This window comes from Prolixibacter sp. NT017 (assembly GCF_009617875.1).
In the GTDB taxonomy this organism is placed as follows: domain Bacteria; phylum Bacteroidota; class Bacteroidia; order Bacteroidales; family Prolixibacteraceae; genus Prolixibacter.
The window spans coordinates 5,031,765-5,054,589 of sequence record NZ_BLAV01000001.1 but is presented as its reverse complement, the minus strand read 5'-3'; the positions used below and the strand labels follow the sequence as shown (position 1 = coordinate 5,054,589).

17 protein-coding genes are annotated in these 22,825 nt (G+C 44.9%); 4 read left to right on the top strand and 13 right to left on the bottom strand.

All coding sequences use genetic code 11. From position 1 onward, the window contains the following. Position 1: 1 nt before the first annotated feature. The 3 genes from GJU87_RS20960 to GJU87_RS20950 are packed head-to-tail and all read right to left on the bottom strand — an operon-like array spanning position 2 to position 1,899. Entirely contained in the window at positions 2-856 is an 855-nt protein-coding gene (locus GJU87_RS20960) for a YgcG family protein (RefSeq protein WP_228492070.1), read from the bottom strand. Then, complete coding sequence (locus GJU87_RS20955) at positions 856-1,293, bottom strand: TPM domain-containing protein (RefSeq protein WP_153641247.1); 438 nt, start codon at positions 1,291-1,293, stop codon at positions 856-858. The genes GJU87_RS20960 and GJU87_RS20955 overlap by 1 nt, the downstream gene beginning before the upstream one ends. A 12-nt stretch (positions 1,294-1,305) precedes the next feature. Then, positions 1,306-1,899 (bottom strand): LemA family protein, encoded by a 594-nt coding sequence (locus tag GJU87_RS20950; RefSeq protein ID WP_153641246.1) that lies wholly within the window; start codon positions 1,897-1,899, stop codon positions 1,306-1,308. Positions 1,900-2,240: 341 nt separating this feature from the next. Between GJU87_RS20950 and GJU87_RS20945 the strand changes: the two genes are divergently transcribed. After that, entirely contained in the window at positions 2,241-4,247 is a 2,007-nt protein-coding gene (locus tag GJU87_RS20945) for a urocanate hydratase (RefSeq protein ID WP_153641245.1), read from the top strand. A 58-nt stretch (positions 4,248-4,305) separates the two neighbouring features. Here GJU87_RS20945 and GJU87_RS20940 read toward each other — a convergent pair whose 3' ends face one another. From GJU87_RS20940 to porU, 5 genes are all read right to left on the bottom strand, one after another. Further along, positions 4,306-6,477, bottom strand: a complete 2,172-nt coding sequence (locus GJU87_RS20940; protein WP_153641244.1) for a tetratricopeptide repeat protein — start codon at positions 6,475-6,477, stop codon at positions 4,306-4,308. A 193-nt stretch (positions 6,478-6,670) separates the two neighbouring features. Continuing rightward, positions 6,671-6,979 carry a co-chaperone YbbN gene (locus GJU87_RS20935; protein ID WP_106543133.1) on the bottom strand — a complete coding sequence of 103 codons (309 nt, stop codon included), beginning with the start codon at positions 6,977-6,979 and terminating at the stop codon, positions 6,671-6,673. Between the two features lie 46 nt (positions 6,980-7,025). After that, positions 7,026-7,508, bottom strand: a complete 483-nt coding sequence (gene ispF / locus GJU87_RS20930; RefSeq protein WP_153641243.1) for a 2-C-methyl-D-erythritol 2,4-cyclodiphosphate synthase — start codon at positions 7,506-7,508, stop codon at positions 7,026-7,028. Between the two features lie 6 nt (positions 7,509-7,514). Next, entirely contained in the window at positions 7,515-8,702 is a 1,188-nt protein-coding gene (porV, locus tag GJU87_RS20925; protein WP_106543209.1) for a type IX secretion system outer membrane channel protein PorV, read from the bottom strand. Between the two features lie 114 nt (positions 8,703-8,816). Then, a complete protein-coding gene (porU, locus tag GJU87_RS20920) occupies positions 8,817-12,458 on the bottom strand; it encodes a type IX secretion system sortase PorU (protein WP_194831605.1) in 3,642 nt (1,213 codons plus the stop codon). Positions 12,459-12,810: 352 nt separating this feature from the next. On the opposite strand from porU, the gene GJU87_RS20915 reads away from it, so the two are divergent. Both GJU87_RS20915 and murF read left to right on the top strand, forming a co-directional pair. Then, a complete protein-coding gene (locus GJU87_RS20915; RefSeq protein ID WP_153641241.1) occupies positions 12,811-14,265 on the top strand; it encodes an SUMF1/EgtB/PvdO family nonheme iron enzyme in 1,455 nt (484 codons plus the stop codon). 63 nt (positions 14,266-14,328) lie between these two features. Then, positions 14,329-15,621, top strand: a complete 1,293-nt coding sequence (murF, locus tag GJU87_RS20910; protein ID WP_153641240.1) for a UDP-N-acetylmuramoyl-tripeptide--D-alanyl-D-alanine ligase — start codon at positions 14,329-14,331, stop codon at positions 15,619-15,621. 54 nt (positions 15,622-15,675) lie between these two features. On the opposite strand, the gene trxA is transcribed toward murF, so the two are convergent. Further along, the gene (gene trxA / locus GJU87_RS20905) at positions 15,676-16,035 is read right to left on the bottom strand and encodes a thioredoxin (RefSeq protein WP_106543137.1); all 360 of its coding nucleotides are present in this window, start codon (positions 16,033-16,035) and stop codon (positions 15,676-15,678) included. Positions 16,036-16,185: 150 nt separating this feature from the next. On the opposite strand from trxA, the gene GJU87_RS20900 reads away from it, so the two are divergent. After that, positions 16,186-17,619, top strand: a complete 1,434-nt coding sequence (locus tag GJU87_RS20900) for a CCA tRNA nucleotidyltransferase (protein WP_153641239.1) — start codon at positions 16,186-16,188, stop codon at positions 17,617-17,619. Position 17,620: 1 nt separating this feature from the next. On the opposite strand, the gene GJU87_RS20895 is transcribed toward GJU87_RS20900, so the two are convergent. The 4 genes from GJU87_RS20895 to GJU87_RS20880 all read right to left on the bottom strand — a co-directional run bounded on the left by GJU87_RS20895 (position 17,621) and on the right by GJU87_RS20880 (position 22,816). Next, entirely contained in the window at positions 17,621-18,643 is a 1,023-nt protein-coding gene (locus tag GJU87_RS20895) for an endonuclease/exonuclease/phosphatase family protein (protein ID WP_153641238.1), read from the bottom strand. Between the two features lie 6 nt (positions 18,644-18,649). Next, positions 18,650-20,095 (bottom strand): hypothetical protein, encoded by a 1,446-nt coding sequence (locus GJU87_RS20890; RefSeq protein WP_153641237.1) that lies wholly within the window; start codon positions 20,093-20,095, stop codon positions 18,650-18,652. Positions 20,096-20,188: 93 nt separating this feature from the next. Beyond that, entirely contained in the window at positions 20,189-21,637 is a 1,449-nt protein-coding gene (locus tag GJU87_RS20885; protein WP_153641236.1) for a sodium:solute symporter, read from the bottom strand. Between the two features lie 3 nt (positions 21,638-21,640). Then, entirely contained in the window at positions 21,641-22,816 is a 1,176-nt protein-coding gene (locus GJU87_RS20880; RefSeq protein ID WP_153641235.1) for an exo-beta-N-acetylmuramidase NamZ domain-containing protein, read from the bottom strand. Between the last annotated feature and the right edge of the window lie 9 nt (positions 22,817-22,825).

The window sequence follows — 22,825 nt, the reverse complement described above, 5'->3', positions numbered from 1 at the left end:
GTTACCAGGTTCCACCGGCTCCACCGCCGCCGAAACTTCCGCCGCCAAAACCGCCAAAGTCGGAGAATCCTCCTCCTCCACCGCCGCCGAAGCTTCCGCCTCCGCCGGAGAAATCATCCCATGAACCCCGGTGGCTTCCGCCGAAAAGGTTCATCAGCAACAAAGCCTCAAGGAATGACGGTCCACGACCAACGGCGCCAAAGCGTCTGCGCCGGCGTCCAAAGATGAAGAACAGGATAATGAAGAAGATGACCACGCCAACACCTCCGGTTCCTCTACCTCTTTTACTTTGTTCGCGTGTAGCCTGAATATATTGGTCGGCCGTAAATTCCTTTTTGGTCAACCCCATCAATACATTGGTCGCCCGATCGATGCCAATAAAATAATCGCCTTTCTTGAACCAGGGAATCATCTCATTCTCGACAATGGTTTGTTTCGCCACCACATCGGGAACGACACCTTCCAGGCCGTAACCAACGGCAATGAATACTTTACCCACCGATTCGCTGGTTTTCGGTTTCACCAGAATCAGGATACCGTTATCACTTCCTTTCTGTCCGATTCCCCATTTTTGAGCCAACCGAACAGCATAATCGGCTTTGTCGTACCCATGCAAATTATTCACGGTTACAACAGCAATCTGCGTAGAGGTTTGCCGGGCAAATTCTGCCAGTTTTTCGTTGAGCATCATGGCTTTCTGCTGTGGCAATACATGGGCTAAATCGTTGACTAGTCTGGCTGGTTTTGGACGAGTCGGAAAATCACTGTTTTCTGCGAAAGCATTGACACTAACCATCAATGCCAGCAACAGCAACATCCCTTTCATCCGCATAGAAATATGTTTTATTTGCTTCATTATTTTCCGAATGAGATTTCGTCCGACAATTCGTTTACGTCATCCTCCTGATAAGGGAAATGTTCGCTGAGCTGGTGACCGGCCATCGAAATTCCTTCCGCGAGGCCAATGGCAAAATCACCTTCCTTGAAATACTCCAGCATTTTATTCTTGATCTCATCCCAGAAGTTTTCCGGGACAACCTTATTAATTCCGGCATCTCCCAGAATGGCAAATTTGCGGTTCCCCACAGCCAAGTAAAACAAAACGCCGTTCCGCTCTTTGGTTTTGTGCATATCCAGCACTTTGAAAACATGAGCAGCGCGGTCCAGCACTTCACCGGGGCACTTGTCATCGATGTGCACGCGGATTTCGCCACTGGTATTGTGCTCAGCTTCCTGAATGGCTTCTAAAATATTAGCCTGTTCTTCCTTGCTGAAAAACTCTTCAATTTTCATGAAACTCCTTTTTTAAAATTGGACTTTCGGCGCTTGATCGGCTCCTTTGTCAGCCTGGAAATAAGCTTTTTTCTCAAATCCCTGGAAATTAGCAATGATGCTTTGCGGGAATTTGCGAATGTAGGTATTGTAATCGCGGGCAACCTCGTTAAACCGGCGGCGTTCCACAGCAATCCGGTTTTCGGTTCCCTCCAGTTGTGCCTGCAACCCAAGGAAGTTCTGATCGGCCTTCAAATTGGGATACCGCTCAACGGTAACCATCAGTCGGCTCAGGGCAGAAGAAAGTCCCTGTTGCGCTTCCTGGAACTTTTGCAGCGAAGCCTGGTCGAGATTATCTGCATTCACACTGACCGATGTAGCCTTGGCACGCGCTTCAATTACCGAAGTAAGCGTCTCCTTTTCATGTTCGGCATATCCTTTTACGGTATTCACCAGGTTAGGAATCAGGTCAGCCCTGCGCTGGTAAACATTTTCAACTTGTGACCATTGAGACGAAACAGCTTCCTGTTTCTCTACCATCCGGTTATTGACACTTACTCCCCATTTAAAAACTCCAAAGAAGATGACGACAATAACAACCAGAACAATAATTCCAACTCTTTTCATGCGTATAATTTCTTATGTTTATCAATTACTACCGACAGGTGCCGGAATGACCACAAGTGAGCATCATTCAGGTTAAGAAGTTCTCTCATTCTGTGTGGATCAAATATTAGTTGAATAATTTCCTACAAGTTAACACAAAATCCAGTCCGTACTAATGGATGTCAGACGCAATCCACAAACAACATAATAATGAACACCTTCCGAGCAAACCAACACCTGCCGAATTGGCACACCTGAGAAAAAATAGCCCTCTAACGGGGCGTTTATTAAACATGCCCTTCCTCATTTTTTAATGTTCCCCCACATTGTAATTTTATTGTCAGAAAATTAAAACGAAAACTATGACCAACGATACGTTTGTGAAATCCATAACCGAAGGAATTCCGGATATCCTGCCGGAACCCAAAACGCACGATCCAAATATCAACCATGCTCCAAGACGGAAACAAATCTTAAACAACGAGGAAAAACAGCTGGCTCTTCGCAATGCATTGCGATATTTTCCACAAAAACATCATGAGGTACTGGCCCCGGAATTTGCGCAGGAGCTGGAAACCCACGGACGGATCTACATGCACCGTTTTCGTCCGGATATAAAAATGCATGCACATTCTATCAACGACTACCCTGCCAAATCGAAACAGGCTGCTGCCATCATGCTGATGATTCAGAATAACCTGGATAAAGCTGTGGCACAACATCCGCACGAGTTGATCACCTACGGAGGAAACGGTGCCGTATTCCAAAACTGGGCACAGTACCGTCTGACGATGAAATATCTCTCGGAAATGACGGATGAACAAACGCTGGTGCTCTATTCCGGTCACCCGATGGGCTTATTCCCATCACACAAAGAAGCACCGAGAGTCGTTGTGACAAACGGAATGGTCATTCCTAACTATTCGTCGAAAGATGATTACGAGCGAATGAATGCGCTTGGCGTTACCCAATACGGACAGATGACAGCTGGTTCGTTCATGTACATTGGTCCGCAGGGAATTGTCCACGGAACGACGATTACCTTAATGAATGCGGCCCGCATTCATTCCGAAGGAGGAATTGCCGGCAAAATATTTATATCGTCCGGGCTGGGCGGTATGTCGGGAGCACAACCCAAAGCTGCCGTTATTGCCGGATGCGTTGGTGTTGTCGCCGAAATCAATCCCAAAGCGGTACAGGTGCGGCACGAACAAGGCTGGGTCGACGAAGTATATACTGACCTAGATGATTTGATTCCCCGCATGCTTCAGGCCAGCCGTAACAAGGAGGCTGTCTCCATCGCTTACCAGGGAAACGTTGTTGATTTATGGGAACGCCTGGCCAAAGATGGAGTTCCGGTTGAACTAGGCTCCGACCAGACTTCTCTGCACAATCCATACGCCGGAGGTTATTATCCGGTAGGAATGACACTGGAAGAGTCAAACAAAATGATGGCCGAAAATCCGGACAAATTCAAGGATGAAGTTCAAAATACACTGCGCCGTCATGTGGCAGCCATCAATCAAATGACTGCCAACGGAATGTATTTCTGGGACTACGGGAATGCCTTCCTGCTGGAAGCTTCACGTGCCGGAGCCGATGTGATGCAAGGCAACGGGCGTTTCCGCTATCCGTCCTACGTGGAAGACATCATGGGCCCGCTTTTCTTCGACTATGGATTTGGTCCCTTCCGGTGGATTTGCACTTCCGGTAAACCAGAAGATTTGGAAAAATCGGATGCCATTGCTGCCAAAGTACTGGAGCGTCTTTCTGCGGAAGCGCCAAAAGAAATCAAATCGCAGATGGAAGACAACCTTCATTGGATTCGCGAAGCAGGGGAGAACAAGCTGGTAGTCGGTTCGCAGGCGCGTATTCTTTACGCCGACTGTGATGGCCGCACACAAATCGCAGCCGCCTTTAACGAGGCCATCCGTAACGGTGAAATTTCCACTCCGATTGTGCTGGGCCGCGATCATCACGATGTGTCGGGAACAGATTCACCTTTCCGCGAAACATCAAATATTTATGACGGTTCCAGCTTTACAGCTGACATGGCCGTTCAAAATGTCATCGGCGATGCATTCCGCGGTGCAACCTGGGTTTCATTGCACAATGGCGGTGGCGTTGGTTGGGGCGAAGTAATTAATGGTGGATTCGGTATGTTACTCGATGGTTCGGAAGAGTGCGATCGCAGGCTAACTCAGATGCTTCACTGGGATGTGAATAACGGAATTTCGCGCCGTTCGTGGGCCCGAAATGAGCCGGCTATTTTTGCTATTAAACGCGCCATGGAGCAAAATCCCAACCTGAAAGTAACACTGCCCAATGTTGCTGACGACAACCTTATCGAAAAGCAATTCAAAAAATAAATAAGAGTAACAGGAATTTTGAAAGAGAGCTGTCCGGATGAATGTTCGGGCAGTTTTTTTATCCGATTGAGGGATTTCCGCGGCCCGGTTTACCGTTTTCCGGGGTTATTTCCACTGAGGAACTATTGACGCCGGTAGCTACAACCAATGTAAATGAGAAGGTAGTACCACGTCCTAAATCGGATTCTACGCTGATTTCGCCGCCATTCTTCTCGACAAATTCTTTACAGAGAATCAATCCAAGGCCGGAACCTTTTTCACTGTTGGTACCATAAGTAGTGAAGAACTCACGCGAATCAAAAATACGGGAGATATTTTCGGCCGGAATACCCACACCATTATCTTTAATGGAGACGCGATAGTTGTTTCCCGCACGATGCCCGAATATGGTGATTTTCCCTTTTTCAGGAGTAAACTTAACGGCGTTCGACAACAAATTCCGGATGACCATATTGATCATGTTCCGGTCACAGTAGACCATACAGTCTTCGGTCAGTTGGGAAGTCAGCTCGATATTCTTCTTATCCGCAAAGAAACGCTGTTGTTCGAGATTAGAATCAACCAGTCGACGAATAGAATTGGCATCCTTGAAGATTTTCAAGCCGCGCTGGCTTTTCGCCCAGGAAAGAAGATTTTCGAGTAACTCGTAAGTATTCTCCGAAAGCCGGTACAATTCCTCTTTGATTTGCTCCTGCTCTTCCGGCGGAAAAACATCGGGTTCTTTGATCAGCTGATGGAGCATACTTTTCGATGCCCCAATCGACCCGCGAAGGTCGTGCCCAATAATTGACAACAGTTTATCCTTCGTGACATTAAGCTTCTCCAGCTCATCCTTTTGCTGCATAATTTGTTCGTTACTTAATTCAAGTAACAAGTTGGATTTCCGTTTAGTAGTATACAACGTTGCAACTAACGCCGAGAAAACTGCCAGAACCAAGATGATTCCAAGCATGATATTGAAACGTATGCGCTTTCGCCCCAACTCCAAATCCTTAATGGCATTATCGCGGGTGAGAATCTCAATCTCGCTCTGTTTCTGATCCAGTTCGTAACGGCTCTGTATCTCCGTTATTAACTTGGCTTTGCTCTCATTGAAAGCCGAATCTCGAATCGTTGAATAGGTATTGTAGAGTTCAAAAGCACGACGATAATCTCCGGACAATGCAACCAGCCGTGACAGTGCCGCATAATTTTTCTCCAATAGGTCAATAATATGCAGCTTCTGGGCGTAATCGATACTTTGTTGAAAATCAGCTCTGGCCTGGTCTGCTTGATTTCGGGCATCGGCAATCAATCCCATATTATAATAAACATGTGCCAAACCTTCCACGTAATTCATGCTCTCGAATTTGGCTTTCGCTTCCAGTATTTTTTGCTCACCTTCATCAATCCGGTTGAGCTTAATCAAAGCCTCGCCCATTCCTAGAATACCGATACTTTCAAATTGCTTATTATCAAGCATTATACCAATACCATAACACTGCCGGTAATAATCAATCGCCTTCTCGTAATCACCCCGATCCTTGTAAATCTCACCAATGTTGTTCAATGGAATGGCCTCGTTGGAGAGTTGGTTTAAGTCGCGATACACGTCCAGCGCTTCATTGTAGTACTTGAGAGCTTTATCCAGATTTCCCCAATCGTGGTATGCAACTGCAATGTTGTTCTTGATCCGCGCGACCTGCTCTTTTGTCCCCTTGGTTTCAAAGATTTTCAGAGCCTTCATGAACAGCTCCATCCCCTTTACATAATTTCCGGAAGTGGAATACAAACCAGCGAGGTTTGAGTCGATTGTTGCGATTTCCAAATCGTCTTTAGGCGATTTCAAATACGTTAGAGCCTCGTCATACGTATCCATCGCCTTCTTAAAATCGCCAATTTTGTTGTAGTAGGAGCCGAGTGAATTGAGGGAGTTCGTAATTAGTTTTTTATCGTTCAGGTCCTTTCCAATCATCAACCCTTGCTTCAAAAGCGGCAGACATGCTTCGAATTCTCCTTTCAGAAAGTAATTACTTCCCATTGCCACATAAGCAGTACCTTCCTCTTTCCGGTCCTTTCGTTTAATGGCCAGTTGAAGAGCTTGTTCTGCGTAATCCTGGGCTTTCTTGGAGTCAATATAGAGGTAGGCAAAAGAAATTTTGTTGAGCAGCTCTGCTTTGTTTTTCTCCGAAACGGAAGAAAGCTTTTGCACAAGACTGTCAACTTCTTCGACACTGGGTTTGGCGCTCAAAATTAGGGGTATACAGACCAATCCCAATAATAGGGTTATATAAACTAACTTACCTCTGGGCACGGTTGGTTAAGCGGGTTTTAAAATTGGTATCACAACTTTGGGTTTAGATAAACAAATTAAAAAAAATTACTGAGATAAAAAAACATTAATTAAAATATGAACCACAATACGAAACGATATTTACCGGTTATTAATCCTCAAAGAACCGGTAAATTCTGGCCATATCACCTTTTAGTTCATCGAGAGAAAAAGCACGAACTTTTCTGAAAGTTTCTTTTCCCTCGGCAAAGAAGACTACTGTCGGAACGGTGAAAACTGAAAAAGCCGCAGCTAATTCAGGTTCCTGATCCAAACTCACTACCCGAAAAGCTACTTTCGGGAACTCACTCTGTACCATGGCTTCAACTTTCGGCCTTAGTACATGACAAACCGAACAGTTGGGGCCGGTAAAATACAATAATACCAGTGCTTCGGTTTCTACCAATTCTTCAAAATGCATAAGATCGTAATAATGCTAAACGGAAACACCCTTGTTCCCGTGTTTATTAAATTTGTTTTTGTAACAACACAACAGCCTGCACCGAGATGCTTTCTTCGCGTCCCTCAGGTCCAAGACCTTCCGTGGTTGTCGCTTTCACAGCGACATTGTCTTCATCGATTCCAAGCACTTCCGCAATTTTCTTTTCCATCGAAGGAATGAAAGGCATCAACTTCGGTTTTTGTGCGGCAATAGTCGAATCGATATTGACAATCTGGTATCCTTTTTCCCTGACCAACCGGTAGGCTTCCGCCATCAGCACTTTGCTGTCAGCATTCTTATACTTTTCCGATGTATCGGGAAAATGAAAACCAATATCACGCAAACGGGCGGCTCCTAACATGGCATCGCTAATGGCGTGTAACAAAACGTCGCCATCAGAGTGAGCCACTGTTCCTTTGTGATGAGGAATCCGCACTCCGCCAAGCCACAGCTCCTCTCCTTCAGCTAGCCGATGAACATCGTAGCCGAGTCCAACACGATAATCCATAAACAACTACCGTTGAGTTTTTTGGAACGCATCCAAATCAAATGACAATGTGAAACGTAACGTATTTTGTAACGGATTGTTTCGTTCAGTCGGAAGAAGGTAAGAGAAATCCAAGGCAAACACATTCATTTTCAATCCTGCACCTGCCGTGAAATATTTTCGGTTACCTTTATTCTGGTTCTCGTAAAAATACCCGGCGCGCAAAGCAAACTGCTTATTGTACCAGTATTCTGCTCCCAGCGATACCATGACCTCCTGCAACTCTTCTTTAAAACCTCCGGGTGCATCACCAAATGAGGAAAATACAGCACTGATAACGGATTTATCCGAACCATACCCCGGTGTAACGATAATTGTTCCGTTTCCGGAATCAGTTGCCGAAACCGTATCGGCAGGAGTCGGAACCAGCAACTTATTGATATCAGCTGTCAGCGTCAATGAGTTGTACTCATCCAGATCCATAGAGAAAGCGGTACCTAAACGAAGATTGGCCGGAAGAAACTCTTTCGTCTCCCCCTGATCATATGAAATCTTCGACCCGACGTTGGAAATATCGATACCTGCAGAAATTTCTCTTCTCTGACGACTGTCTTTCCAGGCTGTGTGGTAATAAAACGACACATCCGTTGCAAATGCATTACCAGGAGAATAAGTTTCATCGCCCACTCCACCTGATAGGTCGGAACGGATGTACCTCAACACAACAGCACCCGACCAGTTATCGGAAAGCTTTCTTGAGTAACCGGCATCGAAAGCAAATTCATTTGGATTTTGGCTGCCCATAGGTTGTCCCTGAGCATCGGTGAGCTGAATGCTACCTAATGAGAAATACCGCAGTGAAGCACTAACAGTCTGCAAATTATCCAAACGATAGTAACCAGCCACATAAGCCAGGTTGATGTCGTCAGCCAAATCCCGTAACCATGGCGTATAAGAAACCCCGATTCCGAATGAGCTTTCCATGAATGCATACTGCGAAGCGTTCCAGTGCTGGGCATTTACATCCGGAGATGTAGCAACACCTGCATCCCCCATGGCACCATGCCTGGAATCGGGAGCAATTGTCAGAAAGGGTACGGCCGTTGTAATCGGATTTGCCTTAACATCCTGACCGGTTATGGTTTCCTGCGCTGATACTTTCGCTGTTTCCAGCAACGCGACAATAACAATTAGGCTAACAAGCAGTTTTCTCATAGAAAATGGTAAAGTAAAAACATTAATGTCCACAAAAATAAGCTTTTGTTTTCAAAATGCATTCCTATACTGGAACGCTTTTCATAATAAAAAATTATCTTAAAACTTATGTTTCTAATGCAAAATCAACATTTTTCCACTCCGGGAAGCTGAAAATCCTTCTGCAGAAGTAGCTGAAATCTGATAGATGTAGATCCCTTTAGGCAGGGAAATACCACGCGAAGAAGGATTCCATGTAATTGGATTACTAGCCAATCCGTCGGATAGAACCGATTTATCCATTCGGTCAACCAAACGTCCCTGCAAATCGTAAATAGAAACGGTAACATCAAACAAATCACCATATTGGTTATGTTCAAAAACGAAATGCGTTTCATTCTTCACCGGGTTCGGATAATTATATACGTGACTTATCTTTAATCCGGTGTTCACCTTAAATTCCACTTCCTTCTCCGACGAATTATTTAGAACATCCCAGGCCTTTATTTTCAAAGTATGAACACCATTTGACAAGTCGCTGAACTGGTAATTGACGGTTCCGCTGTTATATGAATTCAGGTCGGCCTGAAATAAGTCGTTGAGTACGATCAGGTTCTGCTCATCACCATCGAGCGTAGCAGTTAAGTCGTGTCCGATACCTGTTCCCGATGTGTTGATTCCCGTTTCATCCCCTAGCTTGACAATCAGCAACGGATTCTTTCCCGTTTCATCACCCGAACGGAATTGTTCATTATCGAGATAAACCTGGATATCGGGGCCGGCAGCGTCAGTTATCGTTCCGGTGGAAGCGCCACCTATATCAAACTGGTTGTAATATCCGTGACCGTCGATGGTTCCGTCGGTGGCATAATAGCGTATCATTCCTTTATCGATACGATAATTGATATCCTTTGGCACAACAAACGAAAAAGTAAAAGCGCCATCAGTCACTGAGACTTTCCCTTTGTATAACACGTTATTCTGAACAACATAATCGAAGGGTGTCTGTCCCGCATTGCCCAATGTCTGCTCGGTTGTTTGTTTATCATAAACTATCGGATATAGATCGCCGTTAAAGTTAGATAGCCGGTTTCCTTTTATGTCTCCCACCTGACCAGTTACTTTAATGACATCCAGCGCATGGATTGTATCGGTTAACTCACTTGCCGGCTGCCCATTTATCTCGGTAGTTGCAACATGATATTGCGGATAGGTAAGCCGTAACGCAGGATCACCGAGCAATGCAAACTTTCGCGAATTGATAGTTCCGCCATTATCGATTTTCGACAACCGGATAACATCTCCCATTCGCAGATTTTTCCCGTTTTGATCTTGCTCGAATACGTGATTGAAAAAGCTTTTATTGATTTGATAATTGGCTGAAGAATAAACCAGACGCGTGGTCGAGAACAATGCTACGCCACCACCATTCGGATTAAAGAGAACATGTTCTCCTGCCGACTGCTTATTTGTATAATCCCAGCGACTGAATTCACAGGTCGCGGTAACAAAAACCGGAAGTTTATCGTAATTGGTCCAGGCATCGATATCCGGTTTCATCAATACTTTTTCGTGAGCCAACCCCTCCTCATTCGCATGTCCCGTATAGTTCATAATTAAAACACCACGCTTGACGCGATCATTAATCGCAGCGGTAACTCCGGGGTAACGTTCGTCAGGTGTTGTTTCCTGAGGATATGCATCAAAATAGATCTTATCAGTGTAAAACGAAGGATAATCCGTGTTCACTTGATCGGCCAAACGCTCGGCATCGCGCATATGTAGATTTCCATTTTCATCATCAGCAATAAAACACAAAACGTTGCGCCATTCACCCAAACCTGCTGTCGATGCATAATGGAGGATCTTATCAACCGCCGCCGTTGCCTCAGCTTGCGAGATACAAGGAATCCGACCAACGCCTACGTCAACCGCACCATTATATTCTCCTTCACCATCATCGAGCAATCCAAAATAGTCATCCGACACAAACGACAAGGCAGGATTGATTGAATTTTCAGACTGCCAGGTGGGAATATAATCCGGATTTTCATCCGACACATCGTGTATATTATCATACGTCCCTTTTCCGAAAAGCAGCACATACTTCAAAGGAGTGCCGGAGCTTTTCCTGTAACACGCCCGGATAAAATTCCGGATGGCAGTAACATCTTTTATTCCGGCGGAAAACTCGTCGTAAATTTTTTCTACCGGAACAACCGAAACATTCATTCCATCCTGTTGCCGATGAAAGTTGGCCAGCTCATTGGCTTGCGACAGGAATACCTCCGGAGTAATGATAAGCATTTCGCCTGCGTCCATTCCATGTAAATCCTGATTGGCAACGTCTTCAACGAACTCAACTCCCGGATAATCAGCAGAAGGATTGAAAGCAACAAATTCGCGCAAACTATCGGTCGAAGTCAGAAAATTCAGATGACTTCCATCAAAGGTTGTTTGCATTGCTTTAGGAGTCAACGGGGAACTCACATCCCATACCTTGGTTTGAGAATCGGCTCCCGATAGGCTGAATTCGGCAGTACGATCTGCTTTTACCGAACGACTGTCCCGGAAAATCAGCTCACTTCCCGAAAGGACCAAATTCGCCCGCCCCTGCATACGGACGTAGTCCAGCCAGGTTTGGTCGGTTCCTCCCGCAGAAGATTGCACTGCCACATTCAACTGTGTAACGGTGCCATTGTATGTGAATTGTTTTTCCTGCAAATCAGCATAGTCAGCGCTTTCGTATGTCTGATAGGCACTAAATTGAAAATCGGCGAGCGTTGTGCCATTAACCTGTACGGATAAGGAAGACCCGTCCTTTGTCCTGGCTGCAGCAACCATTTGGAAAGAAACAGGCTCCGAAGCCACCCGGTTAGGGATGTCAAAACTCAGGCTTTGAGAAGCCGTTCCGGTCATGGCCGAACCAAACCACTCACGTCCCGATTCAATCAGGTTATTTTCTTCTTTTTCCGAGAAATCGTGAAAATCATATTGCGTAACGACAGTGTCGGCAGTTGTGCCAGCAACTGTTTCGCTTGGTATTTGAGGAGCAGCTTGCGTGTTTTCCGTTAGGTAAAAGAAAGAATAATCGGGGGCGAAAGAATTCAGCTGATGCTGATACAAGCCGGTGGATGCGTCGTAGGTCCATTTCACCGAGCCCGGTGCATAAAAAAACAGACAATCATCCCCGGCCGTGTTTTTTCCCGTGTAAAACGGAACCGGAACCAAATCATCGGGTGAGTCAGGCCGATTGACACGGTCCAGCATGTACGATAAATTTCCGTATATCTTCACATCGGCCGGCGTTTGAAATCCCATGGTTCTCAGAGCAGCATAAGTGATACTATGTATTCCCTGCCTCTTCGCTTTCACCTTTTTCCACGTACCCGAAGCCAATACCGAATGAGCTGCTGTACTTCCCGACAAACCGATTGCTTTTAATTCCGGCAAGGCCGAATATTTTACACGAAATTGAGAAGCATACTGAATGTTTCCTGATTTCCTGACGAAAGGCGACAATCGCAACTGAAGAAATTTCGTTCCGGAAGCAATCACAACTTTACTTGAAAAAGACAAGGTATCAGGGAAAGCGTATTTTTTTATTGCTCCCGTATCCGGAATAGATTTCCATTGTTCAACCACTATCTCAGCATTCACATTCGCGGCATTCACCGGTATCATTTCCGACCAAAATGGAATATCCGGCTGCACATCATCAAATCTTGCTCCTGAGAATGTTGGTAAAACAGCGTCACTCTTTTTGTACCATGCCAATGTTACATCAAGCTGTTCACCATAAATATGACAGCTGATTAGAAAAATTGATATGAAAAGGAATATTTTATACATTGTGGTCGGGCAAAAACAAGTATTTAATTAGGCTCTCTGAATTCCAAAACTGACTGAAAAACAGAAATCAATTACAATATCAACGTTTTTTTGGAAAATCAAATATTTAGAACAAGACAAAAGAACGCAATTTTCTTCAATCGTAACATTTTACATATATATTTGTCGCAATATCATACGACTAGTAAAAAAGTTATTCCCGACAGACAATAAGTGAGGCGGGTTTTCAGTTATATTTGTGTTCACCAAGGAAAAATCATTAACGATTATACACATCATGAGATTGAAATTAATTCCGTTATTGGCGATTAGTCTTCTATTACTTGGCTCCTGTAGTCTCATAAAAAGCAAGGACAAAGGAGTTTCTTCCACTACCGGCTGGGCATATAACGACCCGGATAACGGTGGTTTTGAATACCAAGCGGGATACCATCAAGCAACAGGTCCGGGATTGGTCTTCATAAAAGGAGGAACCTTCACCATGGGGCGTGTTGAGCAGGATGTTATGTATGATTGGAATAACTCACCAAGAAGAGTAACAGTTGCTTCGTTTTACATGGACGAAACAGAAGTTCGGAATATTGACTGGCGCGAATATTTATACTGGATAAAAAGGGTATATCCCGATGACAAAAAGAAATATGCAGAAGCTCTTCCCGATTCATTGGTATGGAGAAACGAGCTGGCTTATAATGAGCCTTATCTGGAGAACTATTTCCGTCATCCGGCTTACAGCAACTACCCGGTAGTAGGCGTCAGCTGGGTTCAGGCAACTGAATATTGTAAGTGGAGAACTGACCGCGTTAATGAGCGTATTCTTATTAACGAAGGAGTATTGACAGATGATTTGTCTCAAAAAGGTCAGAACGTATTTACCACTGAATCTTATTTAAATGGTCTGTACCAGGGAGTAGAAGGTGACAATCCGATGAAAGATTATTCAAAGGATGGAGCCACTCGCCGCGTAAACAAGTCAGACGGCTTGCTTCTGCCAAACTATCGCCTTCCCACCGAAGCTGAGTGGGAATACGCAGCGCTTGGTTTGATTGGAAATACAGATGGAGAACTGTTAACCGATCGTCGGATTTATCCGTGGAATGGAGATCAAATTAGAAATACCCAGAAAAAACACCGTGGCGAAATGATGGCCAATAGTGTGCGAGGCCGGGGAGATATGATGGGTATGGCCGGAGCACTAAATGATGCTTATGACATCACTGCACCTGTAACAGCCTTCTGGCCTAATGATTACGGACTTTATTGTATGGCCGGAAACGTAAACGAATGGGTGCAGGATGTATATCGGCCTTATGGAACAGAGGACGAAGCAGAATTCCAACCCTTTCGTGGAAACGTATATACAAAATATAAAAGGGATGCCGATGGCAATCTAATGCGAGATGATTATGGCCGACTCATAGTCGATACGGTAGCAGATGTCAGAAATTTCAGAGACGGTGATTACCAATCAAGAATTGAAGATTCAGAAGATTGGAACTCCGAAACGAATAAGACTGACAGCACTTCGAAAGACATGTATGAAGCTAATGCCGGACAATTTGCACCGCGCATTACCGACAAAGTCCGGGTATATAAAGGAGGTAGCTGGAAAGACCGTCCTTACTGGTTAAGCCCGGGTGCACGCCGCTATATGGATCAGAATAAATCGACTGATGATATTGGTTTCCGATGTGCTATGACACATGTAGGTAATCCTAGCAACGGAGATTAACCATAAAAATATTACCAATTGAAAACCTCAGCATTTTTGGCTGAGGTTTTTTATTTTTAGACCATGACTACAGAAGAACTTTATCAGCTGTTTTTATCGCATCCGAGCGTTTCGACGGATAGCCGGAATATCAAAGAGGGATGCCTTTTTTTTGCTTTAAAAGGAGACAACTTCAATGGCAACCAATTTGCAGCCAATGCAATTGATCAAGGTGCGGCCTATGCCATCGTTGACGAAACAAAATACGCAACAGATTCGCGCATCATTTACGTAGAGAATGTCTTGGAGAGCCTTCAGGAGTTAGCGCGTTATCATCGTCAGCAATTGAATCTGCCAATTTTGGCCATTACCGGCTCGAACGGTAAAACCACAACCAAGGAATTAACCGCTGCAGTGCTCTCAAAGAAATTTAACCTCGTATTCACGCAAGGCAACCTGAATAACCACATCGGTGTACCTTTGACTCTGCTATCAATGACTCCTGAAACAGAACTTGGGATTGTGGAAATGGGAGCCAATCATCCCGGAGAAATTGCTACACTTTGTGAAATTGCTCTTCCCAACTACGGCCTGGTCACGAACGTGGGGAAAGCGCACATTGAAGGATTCGGCTCTTTCGAAGGAGTAAAAAGAACCAAAGCTGAGTTATATCGCTTCATAGAGCGAACCGGAGGAAAGATATTCATCAATCAGGCCAATTCTCATCTAAAAGAAATGGCAGGAGAGACACCGAACTTACCGTATACTACAGACAAAAACATAGACGGTTTCCAAGGCGAATTAATCGAGGCCAATCCATTTATGGTTTGCAAATTAAAATTCCCGAAAGGATGGCTCTATATCAAAACCAAGCTCATCGGTGGTTACAATCTGGAGAATGCGCTGGCAGCTGCAACTGTTGGTAGCTTCTTTGGAATTGACCCGCTGAAAATTAAGGAAGCGCTGGAGAATTATGTTCCGGCCAACAATCGCTCACAGTTCATCGAAAGCAATAGCAACAAGCTTCAACTCGACGCATACAACGCCAACCCATCGAGCATGCAGGTGGCCCTCGATACTTTTCAGCATATTAACAATAGTCCGAAGGGAGTAATTTTGGGCGACATGCTGGAACTGGGAACAACTTCGGCAGAAGAGCATCAAAAGGTGGTCGACCGGATAGCCGCGAATGAACCCGATTTTGTTCTTTTGGTCGGCCCGGAATTTTCCAAATGCCAAATGCCCGACTCTTTCAAGTCTTTTCGAACAACTGAAGAAGCCAAAAACTATTTGGGAAATTTAAAACCTTCGGGTTTTTACCTCCTGATAAAAGGCTCCAGAGGAATGAAACTGGAATCGTTGGTAGAAAAATTATAGGCGGGCCGAATCAAATTCAACCCGCCTTCAATAAAATTGTCAATATCAGGAATATTAATTCTCCACCTTCAACACATCCGAAATGGCCTGTTTGAAAGTATCTTTTGGCAATGCTCCCATCGCCATTTGTGGTTGTTCGTTTACGGGGACGAAAAGTAGGGACGGAATACTCTGAATACCAAACATACCGGCCAATTCCTGCTCGGCCTCGGTGTCAATTTTGTAAATCACCAGTTTGTCGCCATACTCTTCCTGAAGCTCTTCCAGGATAGGCGCAACAATCTTACATGGCTGACACCAGTCTGCGTAAAAGTCTATAATACAGGGAGTATCGCCTTCATATTTCCATTCTTGATTTTCTTCAAAGTTGAATACTTTCGCTTTGAATGTGTCCTTTGTTAAATGTTCAAGCATAGATTACAATTTTCATGATAAGTTATTCAAAAGGTCAACAAATGAATATCTGTCATTGTTCCCTTCCGGGACAAAGAAAGGCAAGTTCGGCGAAAACTACTATTTTTGTCAACAATTTGAGAATTAGCAATTAATCATAAATAGCTCCATATGCCTGATCGGCAGAATTTTAAATCAAAACTAACGCACAGAGTATTTAGTAGCATTGCCGAAATTTCGGACGAGCAAAACCTGGAAACCTACGTCATCGGAGGTTTCGTGAGAGACTTGTTGCTCGACCGGAAACGGGAAAACTACGATATAGATATTGTCACGGTAGGCAGTGGTATTTCGCTGGCACGCGACGTGGCGAAAGCGATCAACCCCAAGCTCAATGTTTCGGTTTTCAAGAATTTCGGAACGGCGATGTTCAAATTCGATAATATCGATTTTGAATTTGTCGGTGCCCGGAAAGAGTCATACCGAAGCGACAGCCGCAAACCCATAGTGGAAGACGGCTCGCTGGAAGATGACCAGAAACGACGCGATTTTACCATTAACGCGCTGGCGCTTTCGCTGAATAAGGAACGCTTCGGAGAACTACTCGATCCGTTTGGCGGATTGGATGACCTCGACAACAAAATCATCCGTACACCGCTGGAGCCGGGAATCACTTTTTCCGACGATCCGCTTCGCATGATGCGGGCTATTCGTTTCGCCACCCAGTTGGGTTTCCATATCGAGGAAAAAACACTGGAGGCGATTACCGAGCAGGCCGACCGGATTGAAATCGTGTCGATGGAGCGAATTGTGGACGAGCTGAACAAAATCATTCTGTCAGCCAAACCATCCGTCGGTTTCAAATTATTGGATAAAACCGGCTTGTTACCCATCATTTTTCCGGAATTTGTCAAACTGAAAGGCCGCGAGATAAAGAAAGGTATTAGCCACAAAGACAACTTCTACCACACCCTTGAAGTGCTCGACCGTATTTGTCCCAACACCGACAATTTATGGTTACGCTGGTCGGCCATTCTGCACGACATTGCCAAGCCTGCTACCAAACGCTTTGTCGATGGTCAGGGCTGGACATTTCATGCGCACAACTTCATTGGCTCGAAAATGATCCCGTCGTTATTCAAAAGGCTAAAGCTTCCGCTGAATGAGAAGATGAAGTATGTGCAAAAAATGGTTTTGCTGCACATGCGTCCCATTGTTCTGTCTGAAGAAGAGGTAACCGACTCGGCTGTCCGCCGCCTGCTATTCGATGCCGGCGACGATATTGAAGACCTGATGACTCTGTGTGAAGCTGATATTACCTCGAAAAATGCTGACAAGGTTAAGCGGTACATGCACAACTTCCGGATCGTTCGACAAAAATTGCGGGATCTGGAAGAGCGTGATGCCATTCGTAATTTCCAGCCTCCGGTTTCGGGGGAAGTCATTATGGATACTTTCGGCCTAAGCCCTAGCCGGGAAGTAGGCGAACTGAAAGCCGCTATTAAAGAAGCCATCCTGGACGGAATTATTCACAACAATTACGAGGAAGCTTTTCAGTTCATGATTGAAAAGGCCAAAGAAATGGGATTAAAGCCGGTCAAATAAGCTATTCAGAGCCGAGCACTGTAACAATCGGAAGATGATCGCTAAAACCTCCGTGATAAGCAGGACCGAGGTAAGTTCGGTTTGGTTTACTACCCAGGTATTTTTCATCTGCCTCCAGCAAAAAAGCTTCGCGGCAAATGTAGGTGCGTGAAATATCGAGTTTGAGCCGGGCTCCGTTGAGTAACGAAGGCGTACAAATAAACTGGTCGAAGACTGCCCATTCTCCCCTATTCCATAACGTTCCGGTCGCTTCATCTCTCCATATACCAGTAAGATTTATCAACGAATCATATCCCCCGACAGTGCTATACTGAGCCGCGTGCAAAACATCCCGTAAACAACCTTCATTCATGGTCGCGTTGAAGTCGCCCATCATTAAAATATGTGCAGCCGGTTCATCCGCCAGAATTGAATCAATACGTTGTCGCAAAATGCGGGCTGCGAAGTTACGCTTCTTCTTTGTAGCCATGTAGCCTCCGTACCTGCTGGGCCAGTGATTAACGAAGAAATGAGCCGTGTCGCCATTTAAGCTTCCTGAAAAGTAAAGAATATCACGCGACTCGAACTGCCGCTTTCCTTCTTTCACCACACGTAAAAAATCAAAATCGACCGGTTTTACCCGGTCTTTCCTATAGAGCAGCGCCACGTCAATGCCGCGGGGATCAGGCGAGTCCTTGTGAATAATACCGTAGGGAACGCGACTTAGAGGTGTACTATCGATTAGTCGCCGAACCACCCACCTATTTTCAATTTCAGCCAATCCGATCACATCCGGGAATTCTCCTTTCCCGGCAGCAATCAAAGCTTTGTAGATGTGTTGTATTTTGGCGTCCAAACGGTGATAACTCCAGTGGTTCTGTCCGGCAGGAGTGAAATCATCATCCTTCGTTTCCGGATTATTCTTTACATCAAACAGGTTCTCCACATTGTAGAAAACAATGGTGAAATCATTTTTCGATTTGGATTGAGATTCCGGAGAGAGAAGATTAACCATGAATAAAATAGCCAGTAGCGGCAATGACATATGCAATTATTTCGATTCAGCCGTTTTTTCCGGATCCTTTTCAATCCGCTCATAGGCACCTAAATCAGGCCCGGCGTCGTCTAAACGGCTTTCCCCCAGGAAATCATTAGGAAACATCTTAGCATAGCTCAGCTTTCCGACATCCTTCACTGCGGAAAGTGTGTCAAGCTGGAAATTGCCCTTATACGGATCGATAAAACGAGGATCGACATTACGAAGAATGCCCAGGTAATGCGGGTTATTGTCAATATCAATTGTATCACCAAGTTGCAGCATACAATTATCAAACAAGTAGTTGCTCTCCCCCTTCTTGTCCATCCGTACCAAAACTTCATTTGAGCGGTTACCCGTTACAATACAGTTCCCAAATGTAGCCTCAGTCATATCGCCCACATAACGCATATCGGTTTTGCTGTCGACAAGGTAATTCGAAACAATCAGTGTTTCCGTATTTCGGATACCTGTTGAAAGTGCATTGTAATAATTGGCAAAAGTGGAGTGATAAAACTGATAATCACCGCCCAGCAATAACGCCGTATTATAGTAACGTACATTGGAAATTACACAGTTACTGGCAAGAATTTTCGACTTCATAGCCCATATTCCGGCCCAGCTCATGTTTTCAATCCGGGTATCGGCAAGTTCAACTGATGCGAATCCTTCGTGTTCGATGGTTCCCACCTGAAGTCCAATGTTCGCATTTTTAATTACGGCATGCTCAAACCGATTGTTGTGACTTCCGGAAAAGAGAATGATACCGTTCCACTGGTCGGGCAAATCACTATACATCGATTCAAGTCGATCGCCCTGAAAGACGACCGGCTCGCTTTCCGTTCCCTGAACATCAAGTGTCCCTTTCACATAAAAACCGGCACCATCATGAAAATAAATAACAGTTCCCGGCTCAATCGTTAAAACGGCACCGGAATCGACATAGGCATAATTGTAAACGAGGTACGGCTTCTCATTTGTCCAGGTATTCGTTCCAATTACTTTGGAATTGATTCGCTTAAAATCCTGTCCCCAGGCAATTAAGTTTACATCCTGTACGACGCCGTTTACACTAAAAACAATTGAATCTTCGGCGACCATGGGAATATTTCCCCCGTTCTCGCCGAGCGTTACTTCCACGAAGATAAAGATGCTGTCATTGGGAGGGATTTCCACATCGTAAACATCATTGGCCACCTCTCCATTCACATTCAAACGGAAACCACTTTTATTGCCGCCTGCCAACTTAATTGAGGAGATGATGAGGGTACTGTTCGTCGGGTTAACGACACGGACGTTGTGGGTAGGCGACCCAATGGAGGTAAAAATGGTATCGAAGGCAACTGTGTCAGTAGAAAAACGCAGAAGGGCATCGTTCGATGAATTGATATTTTCCTTTTCACAGGAAGCAAAAAGGTATACCAACAACATCACAATCAGTATTTTAAAAAATCCCCTCATAGTTTTTATTAAGCGCTCTCAATATCATGGTCAGGAAGGAGCGACCTTCCCCATTCAAATATAGTAATAATTATTAATTTCCTTTAACATTTTTTAACTTTCGAAATATTTTTTACGAAAAAGGAGAAGCCCCAAAAACATTAGTCCACCGTTTAGTATCAAAATCTCAAATCCGAACCGGTAACCAAAAAGAAGTTGTTCCGACCATGTATCAATCGCCCAACTAATAAGCGGAGCTACTACGGCTAAGTAGGGAACGGCGCGGTCGTTTACCTTGTACTTTGTAAGCATACCGAAAGCAAACAATCCAAGCAGCGGACCGTAAGTATATCCAGCCACCTTGAAGAGCGCCACAACCACACTTTCATCGTTGATAACCCGGAAAATGACGATAACAAAAAACAGAATCACCGAAAACCCCATATGCACCAATTTCCGCTCCTTCTCTTTCTTCGCATCCGTTCGTTTTTGGAATTTCAGGAAGTCGACACAGAATGCCGTGGTTAATGATGCCAGGGCTGAGTCGGCACTTGAATAAGCCGCCGCCGTAATCCCCAACAGAAAAGCAATGCCGATGGACAAATTCATTTTTGTCAAAGCCAGCAACGGATACAAATCATCAGTTCTCGCAGGAACAGGCGTTCCTGTCTTCGCAGCAAAAATGTAGAGTAACACACCCAATCCCAGAAACAGCGCAACAGCGATGACAAAGCTGGCACTAAACCAAATCATATTTTTCCGGGCTTCCCCGACATTCCGGCAGGTCAGATTTTTCTGCATCATATCCTGATCAAGACCAACCATCACTACCGTGACAAACATGCCGGCAAAAAACTGTTTAAAGAAATTGTTGCCTGATCGCCATCCCCAATGAAAGATTTTGGAATCGGGATGATCGGTAATATGTTGAAAAGCTTCTCCAATCGACCAGCCAAAGTGGTTCAGAATATAGTGGATTGTCAGAACTACCGCTGAAATCAGGAAAGTAGTCTGCAGCGTATCCGTCCAAACAATCGTTTTAATGCCTCCGCGATAGGTGTACACCCAAATCAGCAAAATACTTATCATCACCGTAATCCAGAAGGGGACTCCGAACGCATCGAAAAAGGCAAGCTGCAAAACGCCCGCCACCAGGTAAAGACGAAATGCCGCTCCGATAGTCCGGGAAAGAAGGAAAAAGAAGGAACCGGTTTTATAGGCTGACGGTCCGAACCGCTCTTCAAGGTAACCGTAGATCGAAACCAGGTTCATACGATAATACATGGGCAAAAGCACTCCGGCAACAATCCAGTATCCCACCAAATTCCCAAGAACAAATTGGAAATAGGAAAAGGCCGAATTCCCGACTTCTCCGGGTACGGAAATAAAAGTAACCCCCGAAAGCGTGGCTCCAATCATCCCGAATGCCACCACATACCAGGGAGATTTCCGGTTAGCCGTAAAAAAAGTATCAGAGTTCGCCCCTTTCGCCGTAAGCCGCGAAATAAGTATCAGTAGGAGAAAATAACCGCCGATGACGGCCAGCACAATAAATGGATTCATAATTTAGTTTTGGTCGTTATCGGGATAAAGAAGATATTTTTTGCGAATCTGTCGATAGTTATTTAGCTCAGGCTGCCATGAGGCACGAATCTCCTGCTCGGTCTTTCCTTCGCGAATTTGCTTGATCACCGTGTCGGTTCCCATCAGCAAATTAAACCAACGCTCACGGGTCAGGAAATCTTTTTCGTTGGGAAAACGGTGATACCAATCCAGGAAATATTTCAGCGTAAAGCGAGGAACGTTTTTCGTCCCTCTAAAATCCTCGCCATAACATTTCTCATCCATATGCAGCGGCGATTTGGCCATTCCAACAATGCTTTCGGGCGTAAAAGAAAAGGAGCCAAATTTCGGGTCGGGATAACCCAGTACCTGAAAGGGAAAATGCGTTCCACGCCCGACACTCACGCTGGTAGACTCGAAGAAACAAAGCGACGGGTACAAACGGATAGACAAGTCGTTTGGCAGGTTGGGCGATGGTTTTACAGGTAAAGAATACCGGTCTTGATGATTATAGTTTTTCACGGGAATCACCGTCAAATCCACTTTTTCGTGGTTCGTCAGCCAACCTTCACCATTAATCATCCGCGCCAATTCACCAATTGTACATCCATGAACGACCGGAATTGGATCCATTCCTACAAACGAGCGAAACTCCGGTTTCAAAATGGGTCCTGCGACATAATCACCGTTAGGATTCGGACGATCGAGAATCATCATCTTCACCCCGTTTTCGGCGCAAGCCTCCATTACATAATGCATCGTGCTAATAAAGGTGTAAAAACGGCAACCTACATCCTGTATATCGAAGACCACCCAATCGATTCCTTTTAGCTGCTCCTGGCTCGGCTTTTTCGTTTTTCCGTATATTGATATGACCGGCAAACCGGTTTGTTTATCAATCGTATTCTCCAATTCCTCTCCAGCATCGGCCTTTCCCCTAAAGCCATGCTCCGGAGCAAAAACCTCTTTCACCGGAATATGTTTTTCAAGCAGGAAATCGACCAAATGCTGACCATCAACGATGGAAGTCTGATTTACGACCAGCGCCACATTCTTACCTTTCAGCAGAGGCAGATATTTTCCAGGTTGTTCAGCACCCGGCAGGATAGGTTTTTCTTTCGCATTTCCGCAAGAGAATAAAAGAAAAACGACAAAGAAGAGCACGATATGATTTTTCACAGTCCCAGT